At 40.0% G+C, this 14961-nt stretch carries 11 protein-coding genes and 1 pseudogene; 7 read left to right on the plus strand and 5 right to left on the minus strand.

Annotated elements, in window-relative coordinates; all coding sequences use genetic code 11:
• The 5 genes from VE944_RS04510 to VE944_RS04530 form a co-directional block, all read left to right on the plus strand.
• On the plus strand, window positions 1-1221 hold a 1221-nt coding region (locus tag VE944_RS04510), incomplete at its 5' end, for a CHAT domain-containing protein (protein ID WP_324972898.1).
• 16 nt (window positions 1222-1237) lie between these two features.
• Complete coding sequence (locus VE944_RS04515; protein ID WP_324972901.1) at window positions 1238-1786, plus strand: 2'-5' RNA ligase family protein; 549 nt, start codon at window positions 1238-1240, stop codon at window positions 1784-1786.
• A 297-nt stretch (window positions 1787-2083) separates the two neighbouring features.
• A complete protein-coding gene (locus tag VE944_RS04520) occupies window positions 2084-2914 on the plus strand; it encodes a peptidoglycan-binding domain-containing protein (protein ID WP_324972904.1) in 831 nt (276 codons plus the stop codon).
• A gap of 505 nt (window positions 2915-3419) precedes the next feature.
• Window positions 3420-4607, plus strand: coding sequence for a TRC40/GET3/ArsA family transport-energizing ATPase (locus VE944_RS04525; protein ID WP_324972908.1), 1188 nt, complete (start codon window positions 3420-3422; stop codon window positions 4605-4607).
• A 252-nt stretch (window positions 4608-4859) separates the two neighbouring features.
• Entirely contained in the window at window positions 4860-8183 is a 3324-nt protein-coding gene (locus VE944_RS04530) for a GAF domain-containing protein (protein ID WP_324972911.1), read from the plus strand.
• A 164-nt stretch (window positions 8184-8347) separates the two neighbouring features.
• On the opposite strand, the gene VE944_RS04535 is transcribed toward VE944_RS04530, so the two are convergent.
• Complete coding sequence (locus VE944_RS04535) at window positions 8348-8809, minus strand: DUF7980 family protein (RefSeq protein WP_324972914.1); 462 nt, start codon at window positions 8807-8809, stop codon at window positions 8348-8350.
• A 494-nt stretch (window positions 8810-9303) separates the two neighbouring features.
• Here VE944_RS04535 and VE944_RS04540 point away from each other — a divergent pair, with 494 nt between their 5' ends.
• Window positions 9304-9576 (plus strand): hypothetical protein, encoded by a 273-nt coding sequence (locus VE944_RS04540; protein WP_324972917.1) that lies wholly within the window; start codon window positions 9304-9306, stop codon window positions 9574-9576.
• 63 nt (window positions 9577-9639) lie between these two features.
• Here VE944_RS04540 and VE944_RS04545 read toward each other — a convergent pair whose 3' ends face one another.
• Together VE944_RS04545 and VE944_RS04550 are read right to left on the minus strand one after the other, a co-directional pair.
• On the minus strand, window positions 9640-10215 hold the full coding sequence (locus VE944_RS04545; protein ID WP_324972920.1) for a DUF1634 domain-containing protein: 576 nt from the start codon (window positions 10213-10215) through the stop codon (window positions 9640-9642).
• Window position 10216: 1 nt separating this feature from the next.
• Complete coding sequence (locus VE944_RS04550; RefSeq protein WP_324972923.1) at window positions 10217-11053, minus strand: sulfite exporter TauE/SafE family protein; 837 nt, start codon at window positions 11051-11053, stop codon at window positions 10217-10219.
• A gap of 166 nt (window positions 11054-11219) precedes the next feature.
• Between VE944_RS04550 and VE944_RS04555 the strand changes: the two are divergent.
• Window positions 11220-11571, plus strand: a pseudogene (locus VE944_RS04555) (ISAs1 family transposase); the annotation flags it as partial.
• A 585-nt stretch (window positions 11572-12156) separates the two neighbouring features.
• Here the strand turns inward: VE944_RS04555 and VE944_RS04560 are convergent.
• Together VE944_RS04560 and VE944_RS04565 are read right to left on the minus strand one after the other, a co-directional pair.
• Window positions 12157-13323: a choice-of-anchor tandem repeat GloVer-containing protein gene (locus tag VE944_RS04560; protein ID WP_324972926.1), complete on the minus strand. Its 1167-nt coding sequence runs from the start codon at window positions 13321-13323 to the stop codon at window positions 12157-12159.
• Between the two features lie 751 nt (window positions 13324-14074).
• Window positions 14075-14836, minus strand: a complete 762-nt coding sequence (locus VE944_RS04565) for a phosphatase PAP2 family protein (protein ID WP_324972931.1) — start codon at window positions 14834-14836, stop codon at window positions 14075-14077.
• Window positions 14837-14961 lie beyond the last annotated feature (125 nt).

Here is a 14961-nt window from a genome sequence, read left to right on the forward strand (position 1 = left end):
GATGTGCAATTCAACTTCCGGGACAGCGTGGAACCCGTTTACCGAGAGTCAGTTGAGTTACTCCTGAAATCCCAAGAAGGAAAATCACCAGATGAAAAAATATTAGAGAAAGCACGAGAGCGCATTGAAGCACTCCAAATAGCAGAATTGAACGACTTCTTCCAGCAAGCTTGCCTACAAGGTCAAAGAATATCCCTCGATCAAGTGGTAGATAAAGATAATCCTACATCTGCCATTATTTATCCGATTATTCTTCCTGACGAACTCCAGGTAATTGTTAAAATTCCCAAACAACCCCTACAAAACTACAGTAACAAGATATCCCAAGCAGATGTAGAGAAACTCTTAGTAGAACTGCGAAAAAATCTTGTCAATCCCACCGCTATCAAGGCAGTTCAAACCCAAGCACACCAAGTTTACGACTGGCTGCTCAAACCCATTGAGTCACAATTGCAAAAAAGTCGGGTAAATAGCCTAGTGTTTGTCCTTGATGGCGCGTTACGCAATTTACCAATGGCCGCTCTCTATGATGGTAAGCAATATTTGGTAGAGAAATATGCAATTACTCTGAGCGTGGGTTTGCAACTTCTCGACCCTAAACCGCTAATACAACAGCAATTAAGGGCGCTAACCGCAGGACTGACTCAACCGCCACCAGGTTTTTCTAAGTTTGCACCGTTGCTTGCGATCAAATCTGAATTCGACGGCATTATTAAAGCAGGAGTCTCGACCACTAGCCTAATAGATAGAGATTTTAAGAAAAAGAATTTAGAGAGTGAAATTGCTGATACTTCATTCAACATAGTGCATTTAGCAACCCACGGTCAGTTTAGTTCCCGCCTTGAAGACACTTTTATTTTGGATTTCGATGGTGAAATCAACGTCAAAGATTTTGATACTCTCTTCCGCAGTCAGGGTAAAACCATAGTAGAGTTATTAGTTTTGAGTGCTTGCCAGACAGCGACAGGAGACAAACGTGCAGCACTGGGTCTTGCAGGAGCAGCTGTACGAGCTGGGGCACGCAGTACCATAGCGTCCCTGTGGCAAATTGACGATCGCTCCACAGCAATGTTTGTTAGTGCCTTCTATCGAGAACTCAAAAAGGGCAAAATTAGCAAAGCCGAAGCTGTTCACCGGGCCCAGCTAGAACTCCTGAAACATCCTAACTACAAAGCACCAAGCTTTTGGTCTGCTTATGTGTTGATTGGGAATTGGTTGTAATTTGGAGATAAACTAAATGAGCCGTTTTTTTGTCGCTCTTTTACCACCACAAGACATTCAAGACTACGCCAACCAGATTAAGCAATACTTCGCCCATCGCTATGCTAGTAGTGGGTCGCTAAAATCTCCGCCTCATATTACCCTGCAACCACCCTTTGAATGGGCAGATGATAACTTGCCACTGTTAGAAGCATCCTTGAAGGAATTTGCTAGTAGACAACAGCCAGTAGCAATTACACTCAAGGGGTTTGATGCCTTTGCGCCTCGTGTCATATACATTAATGTAGTCAGAAGTCAAGAACTTTGGACTTTGCAAACTGATTTAATGACTTATGCAGAAAGCAACTTGGGAATCGTTGACAAGGTTTCTAAAACTCGCCCATTTGCTCCCCATATAACGGTTGCGTTTCGAGATTTAACAAAGCAAAACTTTAGAGTTGCTTGGCCAGAATTTGCAAAGCGTCAGTTGCATTTTGAGTTTACTGCCGACAAATTAACATTACTCCTTCACGACGGTAAGCGCTGGAATATTAAGTCGGAGTTTGGTTTTCTGAGCAATGAGTAACGTCTAAAGGAACTCCAAAAAATAAATTATCCAATTTTTGGAATCAAAACGATTTTTCCTCCCCCTGCTCCCTGCCCCCTGCCCTAAAAATCGCGCTACTTAAACTACCAAAATGACGAGCTTACGGCATTATTACTGCGTAATTTTGTCTGGAGCATTGTCGTTATAATGGCATGTAATATGTGCGATCGCTATTTAGAAACAAACCGAGGCGATCGCCCATCAAAGCTAAATGTTTCAAAGAGTTGCACCTTGGGTCACGCATCGCTTAAAGTTTGGAACGCCTTGTAAACAAACATGTTAAATTTATTGATTTCTACTTACATAATTTTTGTAAAACCAGATACATTAAATGGTAGTTTAGTAGCAAAGGAACCAAAAAGTATGGCTGTTAGTAGCCCTGAAGTCATCCGTCATATATTGATTGGGTTGGGATATTTAGCTCCTGAGATAGATCCTAAGCCGGATCTGACTAAATTTGCTCCCTGGAAGCGGAATAACAACTCCTTGACAGATAATCCTACCGAAGAAGCAATTAAAAAGTTTCAGAAACAGTATCCACAAAAACTTGAGGTTAATGGTAACGCTGATGCCCAAACTCGAAGTGTAATGGAAGAAACAGTCATCGGACTTCAGAATAGATTAAAGTTTCACGGTTTTGCAACCAATACCGAAATTCCAAAAGGCTTGCCTTTTTATGGGCCAGCCACTTATACAGCAGTCAAGAAATTTCAGAAATCTCAGGGTTTAACTGAAAATGGCATTGCCGCTATTGAACAGCGTCAAAGTCTACAGCAATCTACTCTCACAAACAAGCCGCAGTCGCAGCCACAGTCACAGATTAAGCTGATAGATTTATTGGCTCAATTCAAAAAGAATCCTCAAAATTCTTCTTACAGTACAGCCCTAGGTAACTTACAACAAAATCTACCCAAAGACGTTTTGCACAAAGTTACTAACAAATGGAGAGGGACAAACGATCAAAATCCTGAGATTGTCAAGCTGGCGAACCTATTCACCTATTATGATAACAACAATCAAAACCATCGTGATGCACTAACTCACTTACAAAGTCAGATCACCCCAGCTATCTATAAAGAATTTATTAATCTCTGGAATAAGAAGTGAAACACCTATCACTGAGGGAGCAACGCAAATCAGTGGTGGCTTCGCGTCTCACTCGTCCTATTTATAACGCAATACGCTTGGGTTAAGGATTTTTGGTATGTAGAGACTAGCAATTGCAACGTCTCTACAAAGGATGTGGGATTTAACTGAACTGTATTGATTTATAACGTGATATCACGTCCGCATAAATAGTTATGCTAACCACAGCCATTACACCCCACCCCCAGCCCCTCCCCGCCTGCGGGGAGGGGAGACAAAGCGTAGCTTTGGCGGGGTGGGGAACTTCTGGTTTAATAAGCAATTAAGCGGACATGATATCACCCGTTGAACTCACGCTATCTTAAAGGAAGTGGTAGACCATCACGCCCTTAGCCAGAAAAAACCGTAATGACTGATGAACAACTCAAACTGTTCACGCCTCGACGGAGTGAAGCAGCATTTATTTTCTTAAACAGCCGATAATGTAAATAAATGTAATAAAACCCTCAGCAGGACAAAAGCATCTATGCGTGTAATTTTGATGACAGGTAAAGGCGGCGTGGGCAAAACTTCCGTTGCTGCTGCGACTGGACTCCGTTGTGCGGAACTAGGCTATCAGACATTGGTTTTAAGTACAGATCCCGCGCATTCGCTGGCAGACAGTTTTGACATAGAACTGGGACATGCACCCCAAAAAATTCGCCCAAATCTGTGGGGTGCAGAATTGGATGCTCTGCAAGAACTTGAGGGAAACTGGGGTGCGGTAAAACGTTACATTACCCAAGTTTTACAGGCAAGGGGTTTAGACGGCATACAGGCAGAAGAATTGGCAATTTTACCAGGCATGGATGAGATTTTTGGCTTGGTAAGGATGAAACGCCATTACGATGAAGGCGAGTTTGATGTTTTAATTATCGACTCAGCCCCCACGGGTACTGCACTGCGCTTGCTGAGTTTACCTGAAGTCGGTGGCTGGTATATGCGCCGTTTTTACAAACCATTCCAAAACATCTCCGTAGCACTTCGCCCTCTGGTTGAACCTTTTTTTAGACCAATTGCTGGTTTTTCGTTACCAAATAAAGAGGTGATGGATGCACCTTATGAGTTTTATGAACAAATTGAAGCTCTGGAAAAAGTATTAACAGACAATACTCAAACTTCAGTGCGTCTGGTAACTAATCCCGAAAAGATGGTGATTAAAGAGTCTCTGAGGGCCCATGCTTATCTGAGCTTGTATAATGTGGCAACAGATTTAATTGTGGCTAATCGAATTATTCCCCGCGAAGTCCAAGACCCATTTTTCCAACGCTGGAAGGAAAGTCAGGAGCAATATCGCCAGGAGATTCATGATAATTTCCACCCTCTACCGGTGAAAGAAGTTCCACTATTTTCTGAGGAAATGTGCGGTTTAGCTGCCTTAGAACGCCTGAAAGAAACTCTTTATAAAGATGAAGATCCGACTCAGGTTTATTACAAAGAAACGACTATGAGAGTCGTACAAGAGCAAAACCAATACAGCTTAGAAATTTATTTACCTGGAATTCCGAAAAACCAAGTTCAACTGAGTAAAAATGGAGACGAATTAAACATTACTATTGGCAACCACCGTCGTAACTTGGTTTTACCACAAGCTCTAGCAGCGCTACAACCAGGGGGAGCAAAGATAGAAGATGATTATCTTAAAATTCGCTTTGCTGACAATATAAAAGTTTAATCTTGCTACGGCAATGTTCGACAAAAAGCCAAAAGCAAAAAGCAAGAATCTTTTCTTGTAGCTAGTACAGACGCAATTTTTTAGCGTCTGTTTTTGTGATAATTGGGTTAATTTTTATAAAAGGTAAATAAATATTTCTATTAATGATTTGCCCGTAGTTCCACTGAAGACAAATTGATTAAATAAATTTCAAAATGGCTTTAGATTTAATTATGTCATTTTGCAAATTATTAATTAATTTTGTTATAAGCAATGACCTCCAACCCTGAACCAGATTTACCCTTATGTCGTCATGAAGAAAGTTTACTACGCCGGATTACAAACCGTATCCGGCGAAGCTTAGAGTTTGAAGAAATTATCACAGTGACGACCGCAGAAGTGCGATCGCTCCTAAAAACTGACCGAGTGATGATTTATAAATTTCATGCCGATGGCAGTGGTCAGGTCGTTGCTGAGTCAATTTATAACAATCATTTGCCGTCACTACTGGGGCTGAATTTCCCTACTGAGGATATTCCACTAACGGCCCGTGAGCTATTTATCAAATCACGGGTGTGTTCTTTTGTCAATGTTGATACTCAACAGATTGGCCAAATTCACCTGCGTGACTTGGAAAATGGAGAAACTTTATCAGAGGAAATCCGTTACCGCCCTGTAGACTCTTGCCATATTGAATATTTGACAGCAATGGGGGTAAAGTCCTCTTTAGTAGCGCCTATTCTCTATCAAGATCAACTTTGGGGGCTACTGGTGTCTCATCATTCCCAAGGGCGGTTGATTTCTGAATATGACCTGGAAGCAGTACAAATGGTAGTTGAGCAGCTGTCAGTGGCGATCGCTCAAAGTACACTGCTTACTCAAGTCCGCAAAACAGGGGAACGGGAAGCGATCATTAACCGCATTGCTACCCTACTACATTCATTACCAACAATTGTATTACAACCAGCCCTAGAAGCGGCTGTTGCTGCCTTTAATGGCGTTGGTGGACGGCTTTGCATTAGAAATGCAGCTTTTGATTCCCACAATAGTAGCGTGACCAGCTTAACAGAATGCTTGATACCAGGAAATACTTGTATCAAGCTTTTTATCTGTGGACAGCAACCTGTGATGCCAGAACAAACTATATATCCACTAATAGAACAGTACAGTGTCTGGCACGAACATCACAAGTCCACTAACTACGATGTTTGGGCGATTTTAGATATACATAACACTCCTAGCTTGCGAAGTTTGCAACCTGCTTTTCAACCAACTAAAATTCGTAGCATGTTGATGATCCCACTTCTGTATCGTCAGCAGTTGTTAGGCTATTTAAGTATTTTTCGCAACGAAGTAGATACAGAAACTATCTGGGCGGGTCACTATGACAGCGATCAAAGGCAGTTGTACCCCAGGCGATCGTTTGAAGCTTGGCGCGAATCTAAAAAAGCACAAGCTCAAAAATGGACAGTTGAAGAGATTGAACTAGCTAGAAACCTGGGTAAACACTTTGCTTCAGCAGTTCAGCAATATGAACTACACCAACAAGTGCAAACCTTCAATGAAAATTTAGAAAAACAAGTTAAAAGGCGCACAGTTGAGTTACAACGGACAGCTGAACAAGAACAGGCTGTTTTTAGAGTTATTGCCGAGATTCGGGAATCTCTTGACACAGATACCATTTTTCAAACAACTACTAAAGAAGTTTGTCAATTAATTAAAGCCGATCGCGTTTCTGTTTATCGTTTCGATTCTAATTGGGGTGGTGAATTTGTCGGGGATTTTGAGGCTGCTAGTCCCTACTGGTCGAATGAGTCAGAACTAGGTGTTAATACAGTTTGGAATGATACCTATTTACAAGATACACAGGGAGGACGCTACCGCAACAATGAAACATTTGCAGTCGGTGACATTTACAAGATGGGGTTTCATCAATGTCATGTCGATAATTTAGAACAGTTTCAAATTCACGCTTTTGTGCTTGCTCCGATTTTTGTTGGGCAAAAACTTTGGGGTTTGTTAGCAACTTATCAACATACTGGGCCCCGGCAATGGAAAGCCTCTGAAGTTAATTTTCTCAGTCAAATTGCTGGTCAAATGGGGGTAGCACTCCAGCAAGCTAATTTACTCACTCAGACACGAGAACAGACGTTAATTTTGCAACAAGCAGCAGAACAACAACGAGTATTGTTTGAAGTTGTTGCTAAAGTTAGAGAATCTCTTGATCTAGATGCAATTTTTCAGACAACTACCCAAGAAATCTGTAAATCACTACAAGCAGATCGAGTTGCAGTTTACCGCTTTGATGCTGATTGGAGTGGTGAATATATCGCTGAGTTTGTGGTTGATGGCTGGGTAAAGTTAGTAAGTGATACTAATACAGTTTGGCAAGATAGCTATTTGCAGGAAACCCAAGGTGGCCGATATCGTCATAATGAAAGTTTTGCAGTTGATGACATCTATCAAGCCGGCCATTCTGAGTGCCACGTTGCGGCTCTAGAAGAATTACAGGCAAGGGCTTATGCGATCGCACCTATATTTATCGGGCAACAGCTATGGGGCTTACTAGCAGCTTACCAGAACTCTGCACCCCGCCATTGGGAACCTTCGGAAATTAAGTTCATCACTCAAATTGCTAATCAGCTTGGGGTTGCACTTCAACAAGCGCAATTGCATAATCAAACCAAAGAGCAGACCCAAAAGCTGACTCAAGCTCTGCATGATTTAAAGCAAACTCAAACCCAACTGATCCAAACTGAGAAAATGTCCTCACTGGGTCAACTAGTAGCTGGTATTGCTCACGAAATTAATAACCCGGTAAACTTCATCTATGGCAACATAAATCATGTCAACGATTACGCTGAAGATTTACTCAGTATACTACACCTCTATTTGCAAAGTACCCCTAATCCCAGTCTTGAGATACGCGATCGCGCCTTTGAGATAGACTTAGAATTTCTGATCGAAGATTTGCCCAAAACTCTATCTTCCATGAAAATTGGAATTGATCGCATCCGGCAAATTGTCTTGGGTTTACGGAATTTCTCTCGCCTCGACCAGGCAGAAATGAAGCCAGTTAATATTCACGACGGCATTGATAGCACCTTGCTAATTTTGCAGCATCGCTTGAAAGCAAAACCAGAAAGTCCGGCGATTAAATTAGTCAAAGAGTACAGTAACCTGCCCTTAGTAGAGTGCTATGCTGGGCCACTAAATCAGGTATTTATGAACGTTTTAAGCAATGCGATCGATGCTTTAGAAGATTACATGGAATCTCAATCAAATCCTGATACCAGTCAAATTACCATTCGTACTGCTCTTGGAGAGCTTGAAGGCAATGTTAAGAGCGTAGTAATTCGCATTGCAGATAATGGCCCAGGAATACCAGAAGCCCTAAAAGCAAGAATCTGCGACCCATTTTTCACTACTAAGCCAGTGGGGAAAGGCACTGGCTTGGGGTTATCAATAAGTTATCAGATTGTCGTAGATAAACACGGTGGTGTGTTTAAATGTGATTCTCAACCGGGGTTAGGTACAGAATTTTGGATTGAAATTCCGATTAAACAAATCAGCAAATCGCACCATCAACTCCCGTAGCTTGGTTTGCTCCACTCCAAACTCACTTCTGGAAGTGCTTAGAGAGCGGATAATAGTTTTAGTTCCCATCAATGTAGTACACATCCCTCCGGTATTTTTGCATAAATGGGATGCTCCCTGTAATCCCTACAATCGATTCATTTTTAGAAACGTAATCAATTAAATTAACTGTTGGCGAATAAAATAGGAGAATCAAGAATCTTCAACTGGATTAATAGAATAATCAACAGTGTATAAGCTGTTGAAGAAATTAGACCCGTGATTAATTCTTTTTTTAGGTTATGCTCTTGAGGTTCTTTTTGAAAAATGTCTTTAGAACCAAATTGCATCAAGAGAATTCCCACAATATTAGAGAGCCAGTATCCTATAATTGAACAAGGTAGAAGTAATTTTGGGGAAAGTAAACTACATGCATACCCAAAACCATAAGCTATTGGCAAATTAAATAGTAAGTCATTCCACCAACATAGTGGTGACAATAAATATCCTAATACTAAAAAGAATCCACCTCTGAGTTTTTTGAAAATGTCTTTCTTGAACTCTTTTGGAGTTGACTGCTGTGAGTCCTCCAGAGTTGTGTCTCCTGTTAAATTTAACTCTTGGCTGACGTTTTGGACGCTTTCCATAAAAACCCACCAGTTCTATCGACTTAGTGTAGTTTAATATAGAAACTAAAGCAAAGTCTAGTACAGGAGGGATCACATTTTGGCTTTTTGATGCTGAAAGCTTTACCAATGAATAGTTTCAGCAAAATATAAGTTTAACTCAAATGCTATTGTGCTGTGATTTATACCAAAGATGCATGAGTGTGTAGCCCGTCGTAGACATTGCATCTTGTAAAATCTGAGTTTTTTCTATGATATCTAAGCTAAATAGAAGGATTTAAACCCAATTGAGACAATCACCGCGAGTTGTCGCTCAACAGGTTTCAAAATCAAAATATACCTTTTTAAATCATAGCATACGATGAAATCCAACACCGATACTGCAATAACCAAAGCCTCCTTAGACTGGGGTAAGTCGATGTTGAGTAGAAAAATTTTTATTTTATATATAGCCGGGGCAGAAATTTGAATTAATAATAGCTACAATAAAATTATTGAGGCATCTAAATAGGAAAATGACAGATTTAACTCCAAATAGCACATTTTTAATAGCAGGAATTGTTTTTATAACGATTGCCATCATCGGACAATCTAAATTAGGTTTTATTGAAATTAATCCCGGTTGTTTTGGCAGGTTTTTGGCTCTATTAATTGGGATTTCGAGCCTATTATATGCTTTAGGATTATTCAATATTTCAACAGTCAACTTTGACTTTTTAAGAACTTCTCTACTAGAACAGATTAAACAGAGTATAAGTTCAATAAATGACCTTTTGCAAGGCTCGTAACAAGTCTAGAGAATTAACTTTTTGGAAGGGTAAAATTAAACTTATACCCACTTTCTTATATTATTAATAATATGCTCCTACAAGACTGTAAATCAAACTAGTCATTACTAATAAGGTAACAATCACATAGATAAATTCTCGCTGTAATAGGAAAGCTAATAGGGAAATGAAAACACGCACAATTGGAATAGCAATTAATAGTAAAAGTCCGAGTTGAATAATGGCGCGTAGGCGTAGCCCGCCGTAGGCATCGCTACCTGATAAAACTGCTTTTACTACACCTGCTGGTGAGCGAAATTCCGATGGTTCGCCCTGAAAAAAGTGATATCCAGCAGGTTCAGCACCATCATGAATCAAGTAGAGTATACCCCCCAGCAAAACGATAGCACTAGCTATCAAAACGCCATATTTCATAAGATTACTGAGCAAATATTCCAATTGCTGCTCACTTGATGTTTTTGTCAAATTCTTGTTAACATCAATTTCACAGCTATTAGGCAATTGTGCTACTGTATTATTGGACTGTTCTAGTTGTTTGATATTAGAGTCTATATCTTTCTGCGGTAAGGTTAGTGTAACCACTTCATTATCAGATTGTGCCAGGAATGTCCAGCGAAAGCTACTATTAAATTTATACATTTTACAGCCCCCCTATTAAACTGTTGTAGACCATTTTCAAAGCCATTACCACTAGCACAACACTGAAGAGAATTCTCAAAATCTGCGTTTTAGCGCCTGTCAGAATTCGTGCGCCCAAGAAAGCACCAGGTAATACCCCCAACATCACTGGCATGGATAATCCTGGATCAATATAGCCGCGTGCTAGGTAAACTCCAGCTGATGCTGCTGCTGTCACGCCGATCATAAAATTGCTAGTGGTGGTAGAAACTTTGAAGGGTAAACGCATGGCTTGATCCATCGCCAATACTTTAAATCCCCCGGAACCAATACCAAGCAACCCAGAAAGCACCCCAGCTATTAACATCACACCAAATCCCATTGGTACTGAATAGACTTGATAAGACATTACTCCATCAGGAGTTGGATAAGTACCATTCAGTTTCAAATAATTTGCTATGGGATCTCCTACTTCATCTTCAATATGTTCTATTCTGGGTCGTTGTGAAAGGTATGCTGAATAAATGAGGACGATCGCTAGTACGATAGTTAGGGCTTTTACAGAAACGAAAGTAGCGATCATTGCTCCTGCGATCGCACCAATGGTTGTCGCTACTTCTAAAAACATTCCCAATCGCAAATTGGTATAGCCTTTTTTAATATAGATAGATGCTGCACCCAAAGAAGTAGCGATTACAGATACCAGTGAAGCACCAACGGCATAGCGAATATCAACGCCAAATACCGAAGTTAATAAGGGAACAATTACTACTCCACCTCCTAACCCAGTTAGCGCCCCTAACAAGCCAGCGCTAAATGAACCAATCCAAATTAGTAATGAAAATTCTAAAATAGTCAAATTTACTTCCTCTTTTTTTTACATGTATATCAAGATGCCAATATATTTTTTGTATTATTAAGAACTTAATTGTCAACTTAACTACTGGCTTACAAAAGATTGCGCCAGTACTTGCTAGAAAGAAAGACAATGTGGTTTTATGATTAAAGTTAGTTCCCAATGGAACATGGTGAGTGCATGGGCAACTGCGAATAAACTAGCGCTGGGACAAGTCAAGGTAGACGAAAAATCCCATGAGATTACAGCAATCCCAGAACTGCTCAAAGTTTTAGAATTATCTGGTTATATTGTGACAATTGATACAATCGGTTGCCGAAAACAGATTGTGAAGTTAATTACTCTAGCATTATGCAGATTATGTAATTACGTTAAAAAAGAATCAAGCTAATCTTTATGATGAAGTTGAAAAACTATTTAATTGAGGGATAAGTACAGGTTTTCAAGGACTTCAACATAGTACATACAAAACAGAAGAAGTGGCGCATGGTCGTCATGAAATTCGCAATTATTTAATGTTATTATTTGAACCAAAGAGAAGTGTCTTAAACGTGGAATAAAAAATAAACAGTTTCTCGCCGCGATGGATAACAACTAAGCTGTTGCGCCTTTAATTTGCACTAATATTTATTCAAAATGCTTGTGGGGTGGGCATCTTGCCCGCCCTGATTGTGCAAGTTGTATACATAACAGCTTATTTAACAAGAGTTTTAGCATTAGCCAAAAAAATAGCACGTCAACACTAGAATTGAGTATCTTATGTAAAAATTTCACTTATTTTTTAAGAGAATTTTACTTTTGTATCCCCAATCCATGAGTTTTTGAGTCTTAATAAAAATTTATATTTTTCAAGTTCAGATAATTCATGCTCTCTGATAAGATAGGATTTATTTTGTTTATAACTTTATCAAGTTTTACAGTTATCTAGATAATTTGAAAATACTTTTTAGTTTTTGTTAGTAAATAAGATGCGTTTGCCCTGGCTTATCTGCGAATGTCTTTTCCACTTTCAGATAGTTACGCTTAATGACTGACTATCTGAAAGTGGAAAATCTACATTTATCAAATCTACGTTCTACTATTTTGCAGGTAGATTATATTTGAGGCTATGGTGTAAATTTAAACACAGTTCCTTGTCCAGAAGTGCCTTCAGCAGAGGTGGTACCATAAAATGCACCATTAGCAAGTTGAATTAGGGTGGACTCTGGCGTTGCCCCATTCGTACCGTTAAAACTTAACAACAAAGTGAGGGTTCCTCCAGGTGTCAACCGATAGATGCCTCCTTTATTATTTGCACCACCTGTAGAAGTCGTACCGTAGAAGTTACCGTCGCTTCCTTTTGTGAGCGCAGCTGTGGGGTTAGCCCCATTGCTACCATTAAAACTGGCAATTAAAACTGGTGTACCGCCACCGAGCGGAAACCTGAATATAGCTCCTCGATTACTGGCTCCACCCAGAAAACTTGTGCCATAGAGAAATTTATCAGATTCAATTAATGCAGACCGAGGATTTCGCCCATTAGCGCCACTAAAGTTATATGAAGTTATTGCTCCTGCGGGAGTTAACTTGTATACCACACCATTATTAGTTGCTCCACCTGCTGAGGCGGTACCATAGTAGTTTCCGTCACTACCTAATTGCAACCTTGCTGATGGAGTTGCTCCATTAGTACCGTTGAAGTTAACTAAGATAGTAGGGACACCACCAGTCAGAGGAACCTTGAATACAGTTCCTCTGCTGTTGACGCCACCGGCAGAAGTTATCCCCCACAAATTGCCATCGCTACCTGAAATCAATCGACCTGCTGGGTTGGCTCCATTAGTGCCATTGAAATTTAAAAGAGTTGTCAAGTTTGTAAAAGTTGTTTTTTGCAACTTAAACAACGTACCGAGGTTATTTGTACCACCTGTAAAGGTTGCACCATATAGATTGTCATCACTTGCCTGGAATAATCTAGCAACTGGATTAGTTCCATTGGTTCCAGTGAAGTTAACTAATGTAGTCAGAGTACTAAAATTAGAACCAGTTAATTTGAATGCTGTTCCTCTATTTTGCGAACCACCTGCGGAAGTGGTTCCATAAAGATTGCCATCCTTCCCTGCAAGCACACCTGCTCTTGGGGCTGCTCCATTAGTACCATTGAAATTTACAACGGTCGTTAATGTTTGTGCAGAGGCTTGTTGCAAGGGCAATACTAATGGAGACGCCAACACAGCCAGAGAAGTTAAAATCAATACGCTATTTTTGCTTTGACGTTGTTTGCACAGTTTCATCTTGTTCACTTAACTCCTACAAAAATTTGCTCAGACACCAACCCGAAATAAATCTCCAGGCTACTCTTTAAGAACTGCTCCACCGAACGCAGTTTCAGTGTGGGCGTAGTCGGTTATTCGTTTTAATCAGGCTGGAGATTTATTTTTATGGATCTCCCTCAGACTGGGTATAGCGATTCTTCTATGGATGCAATCCACTATGGGGCGCAAGACTTTGCACTCCTTAACAGATATGTATTCCATACAATTGAAAACAGCTATAATAGTTTTCTCTAACGGATTTTGTAGTAGCTGCTTTTCACAAGTAATTTGTGATATCAGGTGCTATAAATTCGTTATTTAAACTAGCTTTTAGTGAGAACTCACCAGAAATTTTGGTATAGTCTTGGCCAGGAAGAATTTAGAAATCCTCTGGTTGCCTATACCGCAATGGCTGTATTCACACTTAAGTTAATTGCTGAAAATGAGATCATTAATGATGTCGCTCAGTAACATAACATACTGATTATTTTTTAGATGTCGTGAGCAACACAAAAAAGTTCAATTGAACTTTTACCTCTGCTATAGCAATCCGATTTTATTTCTGGAAAAAACTAAGGGAGAATACCAGGGCAAACGCATGTAATTTCTGAAATACCTGCTGCATAAGGATATTAATGAAAAAATTCCTTCAATTATCAAACACTCAAACCTTTGCTATTAAAGGATTCTTATACTTTTGATACGTTTGCCCTGTACATAATATCAATCCTTAGTTATCACACTCTGTTTCTTCAGGAAGTAAGGTAGTTTCATCCTCAAGGCGTTCGCCATCTACCGATTTGGCTATAGTTCTATAAGGTTTGATAATTAGACTGACGCCAATTGTCCAACCTAATGCAACCATCCAACCTGCGAGAATGTCACTGGGAAAATGTACCCCCAGATAGAGACGACACCACCCAATAGCTATTATGTATAAGCTGCCGAAGATGAGAACTAACCAGCGCCGGGAGCTATCCCAAGTTAAAAATAGCAAAATTGCTACTATAGTTATACTCGTCATGGCATGACCACTGGGAAATGCAAAACTAGACTCAGGCGCAATAGACTGCCACAATTGTGGACGCACTCGATGCATTAATTGTTTTGCTGTGCGGCTAATGATCACACTTCCTGCTGAGACGGTGAGTAAATAAGCTAGCGATCGCCAGCGTTTTTGAAGTAATAATATGAGTGCGATCGCACCTAAAATCGGTATCGCCGTCCAAGGCTCTCCAATTCTCGCTAGCGTCACGGCTAAAACATCAAGCTGTGGGTTTGCTGTTGAATGAAGTGCTAACAAAATAGGCACATCCCACGGGAAGCCAGCTTTATTCTGCCATATCTTCACTGTCAGAATTTCAAAAACCTGCAAAGGTAAGTAAACTCCTATCAAGAGGAGTAAGAGCGATCGCCAACGGGCAATCAACAGGTTTTTGATAAAAGAAAGAGGCGACGGACTCTCTATATTAGCTTTTTTCACTTTTTCCATATTAAGTTATTGTAATTAATTAACTAGAAGTTGTTTCTTTATGTCATCTATCAGTAGATAGTTTTAGTTACTTTTACTCATGAACACCAAACAAATTTAATAGTGTTGTTCTGCAAGCATATCGA

The organism is Nostoc sp. (assembly GCF_035638895.1).
Lineage (GTDB): Bacteria > Cyanobacteriota > Cyanobacteriia > Cyanobacteriales > Nostocaceae > Nostoc.

Coding starts and splice junctions, on each gene's coding strand:
- VE944_RS04515 (WP_324972901.1), top strand. CDS start 1,238: ATGAGCCGTTTTTTTGTCGCTCTTTTACCACCACAAGACATTCAAGAC.
- VE944_RS04520 (WP_324972904.1), top strand. CDS start 2,084: ATGTTAAATTTATTGATTTCTACTTACATAATTTTTGTAAAACCAGAT.
- VE944_RS04525 (WP_324972908.1), top strand. CDS start 3,420: ATGCGTGTAATTTTGATGACAGGTAAAGGCGGCGTGGGCAAAACTTCC.
- VE944_RS04530 (WP_324972911.1), top strand. CDS start 4,860: ATGACCTCCAACCCTGAACCAGATTTACCCTTATGTCGTCATGAAGAA.
- VE944_RS04535 (WP_324972914.1), bottom strand. CDS start 8,809: ATGGAAAGCGTCCAAAACGTCAGCCAAGAGTTAAATTTAACAGGAGAC.
- VE944_RS04540 (WP_324972917.1), top strand. CDS start 9,304: ATGACAGATTTAACTCCAAATAGCACATTTTTAATAGCAGGAATTGTT.
- VE944_RS04545 (WP_324972920.1), bottom strand. CDS start 10,215: ATGTATAAATTTAATAGTAGCTTTCGCTGGACATTCCTGGCACAATCT.
- VE944_RS04560 (WP_324972926.1), bottom strand. CDS start 13,323: ATGAAACTGTGCAAACAACGTCAAAGCAAAAATAGCGTATTGATTTTA.
- VE944_RS04565 (WP_324972931.1), bottom strand. CDS start 14,836: ATGGAAAAAGTGAAAAAAGCTAATATAGAGAGTCCGTCGCCTCTTTCT.